We start from the raw sequence: 14,492 nt of genomic DNA, 5'->3' as shown, positions 1-14,492 counted from the left end.
TTGAGGTTTAAGGTGCGAAAAAAGCCCGGTGGCGCTAACGCTTACCGGGCCTACGGTTCAGGTTTTGTAGGCCGGGTAAACGCAGTGCCACCCGGCAAATTCCACGAACTTAAACCCCTTGCTCCAGAATACGGATGTGGGTCTCCAGCACGTCACCTTTCACCGCATCGCTCCACGCTTTCATATGTGCGGTCTGCAAATGCGCTTCAAGATGGGCGACGGTTTCCCACTGCTCAACCATGATAATGGAGTCTGGCGCGGTGGCCTGGAAGCTTGCGTCAGTAGCGGCGTCCACCATCGGCGCGTAGCCGTGGCAGCCTTCTTCTTTCAGTACGGTTGGGATAATTTTCGCGAACTGATCCAGCACCGCCTGACGGTGATGTTGACCTGGACGAGTACGGATTTCTGCGATTACTGTAAGCATGGTTACTACTCCTTTAATTCCAGGCTACCAGTTAAGCAAAAATTTTCGCGAGATGCTTGCGATATTCTGCGATATAGCTCGGGACGTCCGGCATTTTAATTACGTCGTTGACGATAAAGGTCGGCAGCGGATCCATCCCCAGGAACTGGTTCGCCTTGTGGAACGGCAGATACGCGCCGTCGACGCCCACGCCTTCAAAGAACTGATCTTTTTCGGTGAAGGCTTCCAGAGGAGCGTTCCAGGTCAGGGAAAGCATATATTTTTTGCCCTGAATCAGACCGCCGGAACCGTATTTTTTCGACGCGTCTGAACGGGTGCGGCCGTCGCTGGCATACAGTGAACCGTGACCTTCGGTGAAGACGTCGTCCATGTACTTTTTCACCGTCCACGGTGCGCCCATCCACCAGCCCGGCATCTGCCAAATCACTACGTCGGCCCACAGGAAGTTCTGCACTTCCGCCTTCACGTCATACTCGCTGTCCGCACGCACGACCTTAACATCATGCCCGGCGTCGCGCAGGAAACCATCCGCGACCTCGGTCAGGGTGTCATTCAGTTGGCCTTTAGAGTGCGCAAATTCTTTTGCGCCGTTGATAATCAAAATGTTGCTCATTATTTGTCCTCGTGACTGAGAGTATGCCGGGTATTCTACGCGCGAGGACGGAGCGGAAAAATGAGCAAAATGTGCAAAGTCTTTTGCGTTAAATGCAATAATCTTTTACCAGCTGACGTTCACTTCGAAGCCGCCTTCAGGGGCGTTGCCCAGCGCGACGTGCATCCCGTGCAGGGCGGCGATGCGTTTCACAATGGATAACCCCAGCCCGCTTCCGGTGGCATCCTGACCTGGCGGACGGTAAAAGCGCTCGCCGAGACGCGCCAGCGCATCGGGGGAAATACCCGGGCCGTTGTCGCGCACGGTAAAGCGACGCGCATCCAGCGTCACATCCACCACGCTGCCGCGCGGACTGTAACGGGTGGCGTTATCCAGCAGGTTACGTACCAGCAGGCTCAGGAGCAGTTGCTGACCCGTGCGCGTCACCTCTGGCGCGTTAATGTTCAGACGAATATCAATGCCCGCCTGCTGCGCCGGAGGGTAGATATCCATTACCGCGGACTGCAGCAAATCGGCCATCGCTATCTGTTCTACACCGTCCAGGCTGTCCAGCGAGTCCAGACGCGACAGCGTGAGGAGCTGATCCACCAGGCGGGACGCGCGATCGATGCCCGCGTGCAGTTGCGTCAGCGCTTTTTCCTGCGCCTGCGGATCGTCCTGAGAGAGCTGCGCCACGTCGGTTTGCACCTTCAGCGCCGCCAGCGGGCTGCGTAATTCATGGGCGGCATCGGAGGTAAAGCGGCGCTCGCGGGTCATCATCTCCTGGGTACGCGCAAAGAGATGATTCAGCGAGTCGAGCAGGGGGCGCACTTCCGCCGGTACGCCCTGGGTGGGCAGGGCATCGGTGGCATCCGGCGAGCGCGCGCGCAGGGTCTGTGCCAGCTTTTTCAGCGGTTTCAGTTCCCGACTCAGCAGGACAATAAGCAACAGCAGCATTACCGGCAGCGCCACCAGCCAAGGCGTCAGCTGTGAGCTGACGACGTCGAGCGCCATATCCTGCCGGTACTCCCACTCCTGGCCGACCACCACGCGGTATTTCCCGTCTGGCGAGGTTAGCCATAAAAAGCGCCATTCGTCGTTATCGTCCTGAAGCCGTCCGTCGTCAAAGCCGTCACGGCGATAGTGATACGGGATATCGCGGCCGTTTTCGCCGTCGTTCAGGAGCATCGTGCCGTCTGAAGCGTAAATCGCAAAGGCCAGCGCGTCGTCGTCAAGATGCCCGTGTTTGGCTTTTTTCGGCACCTCTCGCATGCGCGCTGGCGCATGAAGCTCGTCCAGTTCCATCGTCAGCAGTCGTTTGGCAAACAGCATCTGCTGCGTATCGAACAGCTTATCCAGCTTGTGGGTGGTCTGCTGCCAGGCCACCAGGCTGGCGGCGAACCATGCCGTTAGAGAGAGGACTAAAAACAGCAGCGTCAGGCGCAGCTTCAGGCTCAATTTCATGCGTCACCCAGGGTATAACCGATGCCGTGTACGGTGCGGATAAAGTCGCTTCCGAGCTTGCGGCGTAAATGATGAACATGGACTTCGACGGCATTGCTGGAGACGTCATCGTCCCAGGTATAGAGTTTTTCCTCGATCAGCTTGCGCGGCAGTACCCGGCCTGCGTTACGCATTAACAGCTCCAGCAGCGCGAACTCTTTAGGCTTAAGCGTTAACGTTTCGCCATCCAGCGTGGCGATAAGGCTCGCTGGATCGAGCGTGACCTTGCCGTGGCGCAGTTCGCTGCGTGTCTGGCCGTGGCTGCGGCGCACCAGCGCTTCAAGGCGGGCAGCCACTTCGATCAGGGCAAAAGGCTTACAGAGATAATCGTCCGCCCCGAGGCGCAGCCCTTCAACACGCTGGTTCAGCGCATCCCGCGCCGTCAGGATCAGTACCGGCTCGCTGTGTCCGCCTTCACGCCAGGCGCGCAGAATGTCCAGACCGTCAATTTCCGGCAGCGTCAGGTCCAGCACCACGGCATCATAGGGCGCGGAAGCGAGCGCGGCCTGCCCGGTTTTCCCCTCGGTAAACCAGTCCACACTAAAGCCCAGTTTGCTTAAGCCCGCTTTGATGCCATCGCCGATGAGCTTGTCATCTTCTACCAGTAAAATGCGCATGTTCCCTCCTTGATGCCGCCAGTAAACCCTCTCTAAGCGGCTGGTGTACAGTAAAAATAAATAAATTTTCCCCTTAAGAAGTTGTTAAGGATTACCCTGTTTAATGGACTGCGAAACGACATTAAAGGGAGAGATTACGATGAAAAAATTCGCTGCAATTACTGCCATCATGATGATGACCACCGCGCCGGTCTTTGCTGCTCAGGGCGGTTTTAGTGGCCCATCCGCCACGCCGGCCCAGACGCAAACTCAGCAGGGCGGTTTTGTCGATAACAACGCCAACCTCACCACCGCGGCTAAAGTGAAAGATCTGAAGGACGATGCCTGGGTGAAGCTGCGCGGGAACATTACCGAGCGCCTGTCCGATGACCGCTACACCTTCCGCGATGAGTCCGGTACGGTGGTGGTCGAAATTGACCACAAGCGCTGGAACGGCGTGACCGTGACCCCGCAGGATAAAGTGGAGCTGCAGGGTAAAGTCGATAAAGACTGGAACGAGTTTGAAATCGATGTGAAGCAGGTTATCAAGCTGAACAAATAACCCGAAAAGGGCCGCTCACCCGGCCCTTTTTCTTTGTGACTCAACTCGTCAGATAGGGTAGTATCTGCGGCAATATTGCCTGAAACCCATCGGTTTCTGAGTTGAGGAATCACACGTAATGAGCGATATGGCAGAGCGCCTCGCGCTACATGAATTCACGGAAAACGCCTACCTGAACTACTCCATGTACGTCATCATGGACAGGGCGTTGCCGTTTATCGGGGATGGCCTGAAGCCGGTTCAGCGCCGCATCGTCTATGCGATGTCCGAACTGGGGCTGAACGCCACCGCCAAGTTCAAGAAATCCGCCCGTACCGTCGGTGACGTGCTGGGTAAATACCATCCGCACGGCGACAGCGCCTGTTATGAAGCGATGGTCCTGATGGCGCAGCCGTTCTCTTACCGCTATCCGCTGGTGGATGGTCAGGGGAACTGGGGGGCACCGGACGATCCGAAATCCTTCGCGGCGATGCGTTATACCGAATCTCGTCTCTCTAAATATGCCGAAGTGCTGCTGGGCGAGCTGGGTCAGGGAACCGTTGACTGGGTGCCAAACTTCGACGGTACGATGCAGGAGCCGAAGATGCTGCCTGCGCGTCTGCCAAACATCCTGCTGAACGGTACCACCGGTATTGCGGTCGGTATGGCGACAGATATTCCGCCTCACAACCTGCGTGAAGTGGCGAAAGCCGCCATCACCCTGATTGAGCAGCCTAAAACGTCGCTCGACGAGCTGCTGGATATCGTTCAGGGGCCGGATTATCCGACTGAAGCGGAAATCATCACCTCGCGTGCGGAAATTCGCAAAATCTACCAGAACGGTCGCGGCTCCGTGCGCATGCGCGCGGTGTGGAATAAAGAAGACGGCGCTGTGGTGATCACCGCGCTGCCGCACCAGGTTTCCGGCGCGAAAGTGCTCGAGCAGATCGCCTCCCAGATGCGCAATAAAAAGCTGCCGATGGTGGACGACCTGCGCGACGAATCTGACCACGAGAACCCGACCCGTCTGGTGATCGTGCCGCGCTCCAACCGCGTGGACATGGAGCAGGTGATGAACCACCTGTTTGCCACCACCGATCTGGAAAAAAGCTACCGCATCAACCTGAACATGATCGGCCTTGACGGACGCCCGGCGGTGAAAAACCTGCTGGAGATCCTCTCCGAATGGCTAACGTTCCGTCGCGATACGGTCCGCCGTCGTCTTAACCATCGTCTGGAGAAAGTGCTGAAGCGCCTGCATATCCTCGAAGGTTTGCTGGTGGCGTTCCTCAATATCGACGAAGTCATTGAGATCATCCGTACCGAGGACGAGCCGAAGCCGGCCCTGATGTCGCGCTTTGGCATCAGCGAGACGCAGGCGGAAGCGATCCTCGAACTGAAACTGCGCCATCTCGCCAAACTGGAAGAGATGAAGATCCGCGGTGAACAGAACGAGCTGGAAAAAGAGCGCGATCAGCTGCAGGCGATCCTCGCGTCCGAGCGCAAGATGAATAACCTGCTGAAGAAAGAGCTGCAGGCGGATGCTGATGCCTTCGGCGACGATCGTCGTTCTCCGCTGCACGAGCGCGAAGAAGCGAAGGCAATGAACGAGCATGACATGCAGCCTTCCGAGCCGGTGACCATTGTGCTGTCGCAAAGCGGCTGGGTGCGCAGCGCCAAAGGCCATGATATCGACGCGCCGGGTCTCAGCTACAAAGCCGGAGACAGCTTTAAAGCGGCGGTGAAAGGCAAGAGTAACCAGCCGGTGGCGTTTATCGACTCCACCGGTCGCAGCTACGCCATCGACCCTATCACGCTGCCTTCCGCGCGCGGCCAGGGCGAACCGCTTACCGGTAAGCTGACGCTGCCGCCGGGGGCGACGGTTGATCATATGCTGATGGAAGCCGATGACCAGAAGCTGCTGATGGCGTCTGACGCGGGTTATGGCTTTATCTGTACCTTTAACGATCTTGTGTCGCGTAACCGTGCCGGTAAAGCGCTGATTAGCCTGCCGGACAACGCTCGCGTGATGACGCCGCTGGTGATCGAGAACGAAAGCGATATGCTGCTGGCGATCACCTCCGCCGGACGCATGCTGATGTTCCCGGTCAGCGACCTGCCGGAGCTGTCGAAAGGGAAGGGCAACAAGATCATCAACATCCCGTCGGCGGAAGCCGCGAAAGGTGAAGATGGTCTGGCGCACCTCTTCCTGCTGCCGCCGCAGAGCACGCTGACCATTCATGTTGGCAAGCGTAAGATCAAACTGCGCCCGGAAGAGCTGCAGAAAGTGGTGGGCGAACGCGGTCGTCGCGGTTCGCTGATGCGCGGCCTGCAGCGTATCGACCGTGTGGAGATAGATTCACCGGCGCGCAGCAGCGCGGGTGACAGCGAAGAGTAGTCTCGTGATATCCCCCTCCGTCCGGAGGGGGAAGTTCAATAAAATTTCCCGTAAAATCGTTGTTAATTCGTGCGTTGCGATTAACAATACGCGCTCGTAATAAAGTCCTTACCTGGCCACAGGTGAAGTATAATTGTCAGCTGTTGGGGCTTCAGAGGTCGCTATGCTATATATTGTTCGTCTTATTCTTACCGTTATCTACTGTATTCTGGTCTGTGTTTTCGGCTCAATTTATTGCCTGTTCAGCCCGCGCAATCCTAAGCACGTTGCCACCTTCGGCCATATGTTCGGCCGCCTTGCACCGTTGTTTGGTCTGAAGGTTGAAAAACGCCTGCCTGAAGGGGCAGAGAACTTCGGTAATGCCATCTATATCGCCAACCATCAAAACAACTACGATATGGTGACGGCCTCCAATATCGTTCTGCCGCCGACCGTGACGGTGGGGAAAAAGAGCCTGCTGTGGATCCCGTTTTTTGGCCAGTTGTACTGGCTGACCGGTAACCTGCTGATCGACCGTAATAACCGCGCAAAAGCACACAGCACCATTGCGGAAGTGGTGAATCATTTTAAAAAGCGCAAAATATCCATCTGGATGTTCCCGGAAGGAACGCGTAGCCGTGGGCGTGGCCTGCTGCCGTTTAAAACGGGCGCTTTTCATGCCGCAATTGCGGCGGGTGTTCCAATTATTCCTGTGTGCGTTTCCAATACTTCGAATAAGATTAATCTCAACCGCCTGAATAATGGTCTGGTGATTGTCGAAATGTTGCCGCCTGTCGATACCCGCAAATACGGTAAAGACCAGGTACGCGAGCTGGCAGCACATTGCCGCGAGCTGATGGCTCAGCGTATTGCGCAGTTGGACAAAGAAGTCGCAGAAAGAGAAGCCGCCGGTAAGATTTAATCCGGCGTTAAAGGGAAAACGAATTCCCGCGTTGTTAGTCGTTTCAGATGGAGCTTATATGTCACTCAGTCGGCGTCAGTTTATTCAGGCTTCGGGGATTGCCCTCTGTGCGGGTGCGATGCCGCTGACAGCCAGCGCCGCCGGGCAGCAACAGCCGCTGCCCATTCCGCCGTTGATTGAATCCCGTCGCGGCCAGCCGCTATTTCTGACGCTACAGCGCAGCCACTGGTCTTTTACCCAGGGCACGCGCGCGCAGGTATGGGGCATTAACGGGCGCTACCTCGGGCCAACCGTTCGCGTGTGGAACGGCGATGACGTTAAGCTCATTTACAGCAACCGCACCACTGAAAATGTTGCCATGACCATCAGCGGTTTACAGGTTCCAGGCCCGCTGATCGGTGGCGCGGCGCGCATGATGTCTCCCAACGCCGACTGGGCACCCGTCCTGCCGATCCGCCAGAGCGCGGCAACGCTGTGGTATCACGCTAACACGCCTAACCGCACGGCGCAGCAGGTCTATAACGGTCTGGCCGGGATGTGGCTGGTGGAAGATGAGGTCAGCAAGTCGCTGCCGATCCCGAACCACTACGGCGTGGATGATTTCCCGATCATTATTCAGGATAAGCGCCTGGATAACTTTGGCACGCCGGAGTACAGCGAGCCGGGGAGCGGTGGCTTTGTTGGCGATACGCTGCTGGTAAACGGTGCGCAAAGCCCGTATGTCGAAGTTTCCCGCGGTTGGGTGCGTCTGCGTTTGCTTAATGCCTCTAACTCCCGTCGTTATCAGCTGCAGATGAGCGATGGCCGCCCGCTCCACGTGATCTCCGGTGACCAGGGCTTTTTACCTGCGCCGGTCTCCGTTAAGCAACTGGCGCTGGCGCCGGGGGAACGTCGGGAAATTCTGGTGGATATGACCAACGGGGATGAAGTCTCTGTCACCTGTGGCGAAGCCGCGAGCATTGTTGACCGTATTCGCGGGTTCTTCGAGCCGTCGAGCATTCTGGTCTCAACGCTGGTGTTAACCCTGCGTCCAACCGGCCTGCTGCCGCTGGTCACCGATAGCCTGCCGATGCGTTTGCTGCCGCAGGAGATCATGGGCGGTTCGCCGGTGCGCAGCCGTGATATCAGCCTGGGCGACGATCCGGGCATCAACGGCGCGCTGTGGGACGTCAACCGTATCGACATCACCGCCCAGCAGGGCACCTGGGAGCGCTGGACGGTCCGTTCAGATATGCCGCAGTCGTTCCATATTGAAGGGGTGTCCTTCCTGATCCGTAACGTCAACGGTGCGATGCCGTTCCCGGAAGATCGCGGCTGGAAAGATACCGTCTGGGTGGATGGTCAGGTCGAACTGCTTGTCTACTATGGTCAGCCTTCGTGGCCGCACTTCCCGTTCCTGTTCCATAGCCAGACGCTGGAGATGATGGATAGGGGCTCCGTGGGGCAGATGTTGATCAACCCCGCGCCATAACCCCCTGACATTCCCGGTTCGCCGGGAATGTGTTATGCCCGCCAGAAAAAGCGCGAGAACAGAATCAGCACCGGGTAGATTTCCAGACGCCCTAAGATCATTGCCGCGCACATCAGCAGTTTTGCCCCTTCGGTTAAGGTGCCAAACGTTGATGCTGTCTCGCCAAAACCCAGTCCCATATTGTTGATACAGGCGGCAACCGTGGCGAATGACGTAAACAGGTCATAGCCCATCAGATTAAGCGCCCAGACAAAAAATCCGGTAATCATCACGTAGAGAAAAAAGAAGCTCCATACCGAACGCAGAACGCGTTCATTCACCACGCTTTTGCCCACCTTAATACTCAGCAGCGCGCGCGGATGGGCCAGCTGATTCATCTCCTGAATACTCTGCTTAAACATAATGAGAAAACGCAGCGCTTTGATCCCGCCGCAGGTCGAGCCGACGCAGCCACCAAAGAAGCTGGCGCTCAACAGTAAAAAGATGGTGTGGGCAGGCCATTGGGCATAGTCGGCCGTCGCGAGACCGTTATCGGTCATCATCGAGCTGGCAAGGAAGAAAGCGTGTACCAGGCTATCCGTGGGGTTGTACATTCCCGCATGCCAGACCTGCCAGGCGGTGATGAGGATAATCACCGCGGCGGCACTGAGAAAGAATTTGACCTCCGGGCTGCGGCGGATCGGCTTCAGGGTGCGTCTGACAATGGCGACGTACCAGAGGGTAAAGTTAAAGGCAGAAAGCAGCGAAAAGGCCCCGGCAACCAGTTCAATTGCGTGGCTGTCATAAAAGCCAATGCTCTCGCTGCGGGTAGAAAACCCGCCCAGTGACACAGTTGAAAGCCCGTGACAGATGGCGTCAAAAACGGGCATCCCCGCCAGCCAGTAGGCCAGCGTGCAGGTCACGCCCAGCGCGAAATAGGTCAGCCACAGGGTACGCGCAGTATCGGCAAGCCGGGGCGTCAGGCGCTCCTCTTTGAACGGCCCGGGCATTTCTGACTGATACAGCTTCATGCCCCCGATGCCCAGCAGCGGCAGTACCGCGACGGCCAGCACGATGACGCCTAACCCGCCAATGAAGTTGAGCTGGGCGCGATAATAAAGGTACGACTTAGGCAGGGCGCTGACGTCCCCGATCACCGTTGCCCCGGTGGTGGTGATTCCGGACACCCCTTCGAAGAGCGCATCCGCAAAAGAGAGATGCAGACCATCATCCATCCAGAGCGGCATGGCGCTGATCACTGAAAACAGCAGCCAGAACAGCACAATGATCACGAAACCGTCACGGGTGCGCAGCTGTATGCCAGCGTGACGGGTCGCCCGCCAGGTTAACCCCCCGAGGCTGAAAAAGGTCAGAAACGTGGTTAAAAACGCAAAGTAGGTCCGCTCTTTGTGCAGCAGGGCAATGACCATCGGCGGCAGCATTGAAAGGCTGTACAGCAGAACCAGGAAACCGCAGAGGTGGAGCACAACCCGCAGTTGAGACACATGTAACGAATCGTTGAACTTCACACGGAAACTCCACGCCAGAATGCCTCCCGGCGGCAGAGAACCGGAGGCGTCAGGGGTAATTATGATGCAAAATTAACAGGGCGCTGTATTTTAACGACTTCCGCGATTTTATGTCTGCTTCCTGCATCCTTTTCTTCAAATTGGACGGATGAACAGCGTATAATCCCGCTCCTTTTGTCTATTTTTTCTTCGGAAGCATTATGAGCGCCATTTCCCTGATCCAGCCGGATCGTGACCTCTTCTCCTGGCCCCAGTACTGGGCGGCCTGCTTTGGACCGGCGCCGTTCCTGCCGATGTCCCGGGAAGAGATGGACCAACTTGGCTGGGACAGCTGCGATATCATTCTGGTCACAGGCGATGCCTATGTTGACCATCCGAGTTTCGGCATGGCCATCTGCGGCCGTATGCTCGAAGCGCAGGGCTTCCGTGTGGGGATCATCTCCCAGCCTGACTGGAACAGCAAAGACGACTTTATGCGTCTGGGTAAACCGAACCTGTTCTTCGGCGTGACCGCGGGCAACATGGATTCGATGATCAACCGCTATACCGCCGACCGTAAGCTGCGCCATGACGATGCCTATACGCCGGATAACGTGGCGGGCAAACGTCCGGACCGCGCTACCCTCGTCTATACCCAGCGCTGTAAAGAAGCCTGGAAAGACGTGCCGGTGATCCTGGGGGGCATTGAGGCGAGTCTGCGACGCACCGCGCATTACGACTATTGGTCAGATACCGTTCGCCGCTCGGTGCTGGTGGATTCCAAAGCCGATATGCTGATCTACGGCAACGGTGAACGTCCGCTGGTGGAAGTGGCGCATCGTCTCTCGCAGGGTGAACCGGTGAGCAGCATCCGCGACGTGCGCAATACGGCCATCATGGTGAAAGAGGCGCTGCCGGGCTGGAGCGGGGTGGATTCCCGCATCATTGATATGCCGGGCAAAATCGATCCTATCCCACACCCGTACGGCGAAGATTTGCCGTGTGCGGATAATAAACCGGTTGAGCCAAAGAAAGCGGAAGCAAAGGCGATTGTCGTGCAGCCGCCGCGCCCGAAACCGTGGGAAAAAACCTACGTGCTGCTGCCGTCTTACGAGAAGGTCAAGGCTGACAAAGTTCTCTACGCCCATGCGTCCCGTATTTTGCACCACGAAACCAACCCGGGCTGTGCCCGCGCGTTAATGCAGAAGCACGGCGAGCGCTTTATCTGGATCAACCCGCCAGCGATCCCCCTCTCCACCGAAGAGATGGACAGTGTCTTTGCGCTGCCGTACAAGCGCGTACCGCATCCGGCGTACGGCAACGCCCGCATCCCGGCATATGAGATGATCCGTTTCTCGATCAACATCATGCGCGGCTGCTTCGGCGGGTGTTCATTCTGCTCTATTACCGAGCACGAAGGCCGTATTATTCAGAGCCGCTCTGAAGATTCGATCATCAATGAGATCGAAGCGATTCGCGACACGGTGCCAGGCTTTACCGGTGTGATCTCCGACCTTGGCGGTCCAACCGCGAACATGTATATGCTGCGCTGTAAGTCGCCGCGCGCGGAGCAAACCTGCCGTCGTCTCTCCTGCGTCTATCCGAGCATCTGCGAGCATATGGATACCAACCACGAGCCGACGATCAATCTCTATCGTCGCGCGCGCGACCTGAAGGGCATCAAGAAGATCCTGATTGCCTCCGGGGTGCGTTACGACATCGCCGTGGAAGATCCGCGCTACATCAAAGAGCTGGCGACCCACCATGTGGGCGGCTACCTGAAGATTGCGCCGGAGCACACCGAAGAAGGTCCGCTGTCGAAGATGATGAAGCCGGGTATGGGCAGCTATGACCGCTTTAAAGAGCTGTTCGACACGTATTCAAAGCAGGCGGGCAAAGAGCAGTACCTGATCCCGTACTTTATCTCCGCGCACCCCGGCACGCGTGATGAGGATATGGTGAACCTGGCACTGTGGCTGAAGCAGCGTCGCTTCCGTCTGGATCAGGTGCAGAACTTCTACCCGTCACCGCTCGCCAACTCGACGACCATGTATTACACCGGCAAGAACCCGCTGAGTAAGATTGGCTACAAGAGTGAAGAGGTGGTGGTGCCAAAAGGGGATAAACAGCGTCGTCTGCATAAAGCGCTGCTGCGTTATCATGACCCGAAAAACTGGCCGCTGATCCGCCAGGCGCTGGAAGAGATGGGTAAAAAACACCTGATCGGTTCACGCCGCGACTGCCTGGTACCGGCCCCGACGCTGGATGAGATGCGCGAAGCGCGTCGCCAGAACCGCAATACGCGCCCGGCGCTGACCAAGCACACGCCGATTGTGCATCAGCGTTCGAACGGTAATTCGAATGCGAAGAAGCCCGTGAAGCGCAAAGCGTAAATAAAAAACCCCGGCTTGCCGGGGTTTTTTATGTAGACACGTAGGCCGGGTAAGGCGAAGCCGCCACCCGGCTTTTTTTAACCGCCAAACTGATCCGGGTCCGGCCCTAAGCGTTTGCCCTTCTCCAGCTTCGCAATCTCACCCAGCTCATCTTTGTCCAGGCGGAAATCCCAGACGTCGAAGTTCTCGGCAATACGTGATGGCGTGACTGATTTCGGAATAACGACCAGGCCGTTGTCCAGATGCCAGCGAATGACGATCTGTGCGGGCGTTTTGCCGTATTTATCCGCCAGGTCGCGGATGATTTTCTGATCGAAGACCCCCTCGCCACCCTGCGCCAGGGGGCTCCAGGATTCAGTCTGGATCTTGTGGGTCGCATTCCAGGCGTGAAGCTGGCGCTGCTGCATCAGCGGGTGCAGCTCGATCTGGTTAATCACCGGTGCGATGCCTGTCTCATCAATCAGGCGCTGCAGGTGATGAACCTGGAAGTTACAGACGCCGATGCTTTTCACCAGCCCCTCTTTTTGCAGTTCAATCATCCCTTTCCAGGCATCAACATAATGGTCGATGGCGGGAACCGGCCAGTGCATCAGATACAGATCGACGAAATCGAGCTGAAGTTTCTCCAGACTCTCCTGCAGGGCTTCGCGAGGGCGTTTTTGATCGTCATTCCACAGTTTCGTGGTAATGAATAATTCATCGCGGGGGACGCCGGCGCTGGCCAGTGCAGTGCCTACGCCGTCCTCGTTTTTGTAGGCGGCGGCGGTATCAATTGACCGATAGCCGACTTCCAGGGCTTTATGAATGGCGGAGACGACCTCGTCGTTACCGGCTTTCCATACACCTAGCCCCAACTGGGGCATCACGTTGCCATCCTGCAGCTTGATTACGGTTTGGTTTGCCATTTTTCCTCCTTCAGGTGCGCATCGCCGGAGGGGGGCTCCGGCGATGGGGTGTGCATTAAGTCTGGACGAAATGTCAAAAAACGAAAGTCGGGAGGACAAAAACGCTTAGCGTGCCGCTTCGTAGATACGGCGGCTGACGTCCAGCGTGATGTCACCGTGCTCGCCCAGTTGGGTCATGCCGTGCGCGTCGAGTTTCTCCAGCAGAGCAGGGATAGAACTGCCATCCAGGCCGTAGCCAGACAGGCGCGTTGGTACGCCCAGGCTTTCGAAGAAGTTGCGTGTCGCTTCGATGGCCGCGTCAATACGCGCATCGTCAGAACCCTCGGTGATGTTCCACACGCGCTCTGCGTACTGCAGCAGTTTGGCGCGTTTGGTATCCCGTTTTTCGTTCCACAGCGCAGGCAGAACCACCGCCAGCGTCTGAGCGTGATCGAGACCGTGCATCGCCGTCAGTTCGTGACCCAGCATGTGGGTCGCCCAGTCCAGCGGCACGCCTGCGCCGATCAGACCGTTCAGCGCCTGCGTTGCCGCCCACATGACGTTGGCACGAACGTCATAATTTTCCGGCTCTTTCAGCGCTTTCGGACCTTCTTCAACCAGCGTCAGCAGAATGCCTTCCGCGAAACGATCCTGAATTTTGGCATTCACCGGGTAGGTCACGTACTGCTCAACGGTGTGAACAAAGGCATCAACCACACCGTTCGCTACCTGACGTGCAGGCAGGGTATAGGTGTAAACCGGGTCGAGGATAGCGAAGACAGGCTGCACGTGCTCGTTCATAAAGGCCTGTTTGTCACCGGTGGTTTTACGGGAGATCACTGCGCCTTTGTTGGATTCGGAACCGGTGGCTGGCAGGGTCAGCACGGAGCCCATCGGGATTGCGCTTTTAATGTCGCTGCCGCGGGTTTCCAGGATGTGCCACGGGTCAACGCCGTCAGCGTAGTGCGCTGCCGCCGCGATGAACTTCGTGCCATCCAGAACGGAACCGCCACCGACCGCCAGCAGGAAAGTAATGTTTTCTTCACGGGCGATTTTTACCGCATTCATCAGCGTTTCGTAAGACGGGTTTGGCTCGATGCCGCCGAACTCACGCACGTCCAGACCGTCCAGGGCGCTGTAAACCTGATCCAGCACGCCGGTTTTTTTCACGCTGCCGCCACCGTAGGTGATCAGGACACGCGCATCAGCGGGGATCTGCGCACGCAGGTCAGCGATTGCGTCTTTGCCAAACAGAATGCGGGTTGGGGTATGGAGATTAAAATTGTTCATTGCTCGTTCCCT

12 protein-coding genes are annotated in these 14,492 nt (G+C 57.2%); 5 read left to right on the top strand and 7 right to left on the bottom strand.

Annotation, left to right across the window (positions count from 1 at the left end):
• Positions 1-109: 109 nt before the first annotated feature.
• The 4 genes from BFV64_RS19610 to qseB form a co-directional block, all read right to left on the bottom strand.
• Positions 110-424 carry a putative quinol monooxygenase gene (locus BFV64_RS19610; RefSeq protein WP_008502984.1) on the bottom strand — a complete coding sequence of 105 codons (315 nt, stop codon included), beginning with the start codon at positions 422-424 and terminating at the stop codon, positions 110-112.
• A gap of 31 nt (positions 425-455) precedes the next feature.
• Positions 456-1,037, bottom strand: a complete 582-nt coding sequence (locus tag BFV64_RS19605) for an NAD(P)H-dependent oxidoreductase (RefSeq protein WP_014885247.1) — start codon at positions 1,035-1,037, stop codon at positions 456-458.
• 105 nt (positions 1,038-1,142) lie between these two features.
• Positions 1,143-2,480 carry a quorum sensing histidine kinase QseC gene (qseC, locus tag BFV64_RS19600; RefSeq protein ID WP_069602366.1) on the bottom strand — a complete coding sequence of 446 codons (1,338 nt, stop codon included), beginning with the start codon at positions 2,478-2,480 and terminating at the stop codon, positions 1,143-1,145.
• Positions 2,477-3,136 (bottom strand): quorum sensing response regulator transcription factor QseB, encoded by a 660-nt coding sequence (qseB, locus tag BFV64_RS19595; protein ID WP_014885245.1) that lies wholly within the window; start codon positions 3,134-3,136, stop codon positions 2,477-2,479. The genes qseC and qseB overlap by 4 nt, the downstream gene beginning before the upstream one ends.
• A 139-nt stretch (positions 3,137-3,275) precedes the next feature.
• Here qseB and BFV64_RS19590 point away from each other — a divergent pair, with 139 nt between their 5' ends.
• The 4 genes from BFV64_RS19590 to ftsP all read left to right on the top strand — a co-directional run bounded on the left by BFV64_RS19590 (position 3,276) and on the right by ftsP (position 8,426).
• On the top strand, positions 3,276-3,677 hold the full coding sequence (locus tag BFV64_RS19590) for a YgiW/YdeI family stress tolerance OB fold protein (protein ID WP_023337800.1): 402 nt from the start codon (positions 3,276-3,278) through the stop codon (positions 3,675-3,677).
• 118 nt (positions 3,678-3,795) lie between these two features.
• Entirely contained in the window at positions 3,796-6,054 is a 2,259-nt protein-coding gene (gene parC / locus BFV64_RS19585; RefSeq protein ID WP_014885243.1) for a DNA topoisomerase IV subunit A, read from the top strand.
• A gap of 163 nt (positions 6,055-6,217) precedes the next feature.
• Positions 6,218-6,955, top strand: coding sequence for a 1-acylglycerol-3-phosphate O-acyltransferase (gene plsC / locus BFV64_RS19580; protein ID WP_069602365.1), 738 nt, complete (start codon positions 6,218-6,220; stop codon positions 6,953-6,955).
• A 58-nt stretch (positions 6,956-7,013) separates the two neighbouring features.
• On the top strand, positions 7,014-8,426 hold the full coding sequence (gene ftsP, locus BFV64_RS19575; protein ID WP_023331309.1) for a cell division protein FtsP: 1,413 nt from the start codon (positions 7,014-7,016) through the stop codon (positions 8,424-8,426).
• Positions 8,427-8,458: 32 nt separating this feature from the next.
• Here ftsP and BFV64_RS19570 read toward each other — a convergent pair whose 3' ends face one another.
• Positions 8,459-9,934 (bottom strand): TrkH family potassium uptake protein, encoded by a 1,476-nt coding sequence (locus BFV64_RS19570; RefSeq protein WP_014885240.1) that lies wholly within the window; start codon positions 9,932-9,934, stop codon positions 8,459-8,461.
• 200 nt (positions 9,935-10,134) lie between these two features.
• On the opposite strand from BFV64_RS19570, the gene BFV64_RS19565 reads away from it, so the two are divergent.
• The gene (locus tag BFV64_RS19565) at positions 10,135-12,306 is read left to right on the top strand and encodes a YgiQ family radical SAM protein (protein ID WP_023338788.1); all 2,172 of its coding nucleotides are present in this window, start codon (positions 10,135-10,137) and stop codon (positions 12,304-12,306) included.
• Positions 12,307-12,383: 77 nt separating this feature from the next.
• Here the strand turns inward: BFV64_RS19565 and dkgA are convergent, their stop codons facing one another.
• Both dkgA and yqhD read right to left on the bottom strand, forming a co-directional pair.
• Positions 12,384-13,211 (bottom strand): 2,5-didehydrogluconate reductase DkgA, encoded by an 828-nt coding sequence (dkgA, locus tag BFV64_RS19560; RefSeq protein WP_014885238.1) that lies wholly within the window; start codon positions 13,209-13,211, stop codon positions 12,384-12,386.
• A 105-nt stretch (positions 13,212-13,316) separates the two neighbouring features.
• Complete coding sequence (yqhD, locus tag BFV64_RS19555; RefSeq protein ID WP_069602364.1) at positions 13,317-14,480, bottom strand: alcohol dehydrogenase; 1,164 nt, start codon at positions 14,478-14,480, stop codon at positions 13,317-13,319.
• Positions 14,481-14,492 lie beyond the last annotated feature (12 nt).

It is taken from the genome of Enterobacter kobei (genome assembly GCF_001729765.1).
GTDB classification, from domain to species: domain Bacteria; phylum Pseudomonadota; class Gammaproteobacteria; order Enterobacterales; family Enterobacteriaceae; genus Enterobacter; species Enterobacter kobei.
The sequence above is the reverse complement of the archived record's forward strand: the minus strand, read 5'-3'. Positions and strand labels throughout refer to the sequence as shown.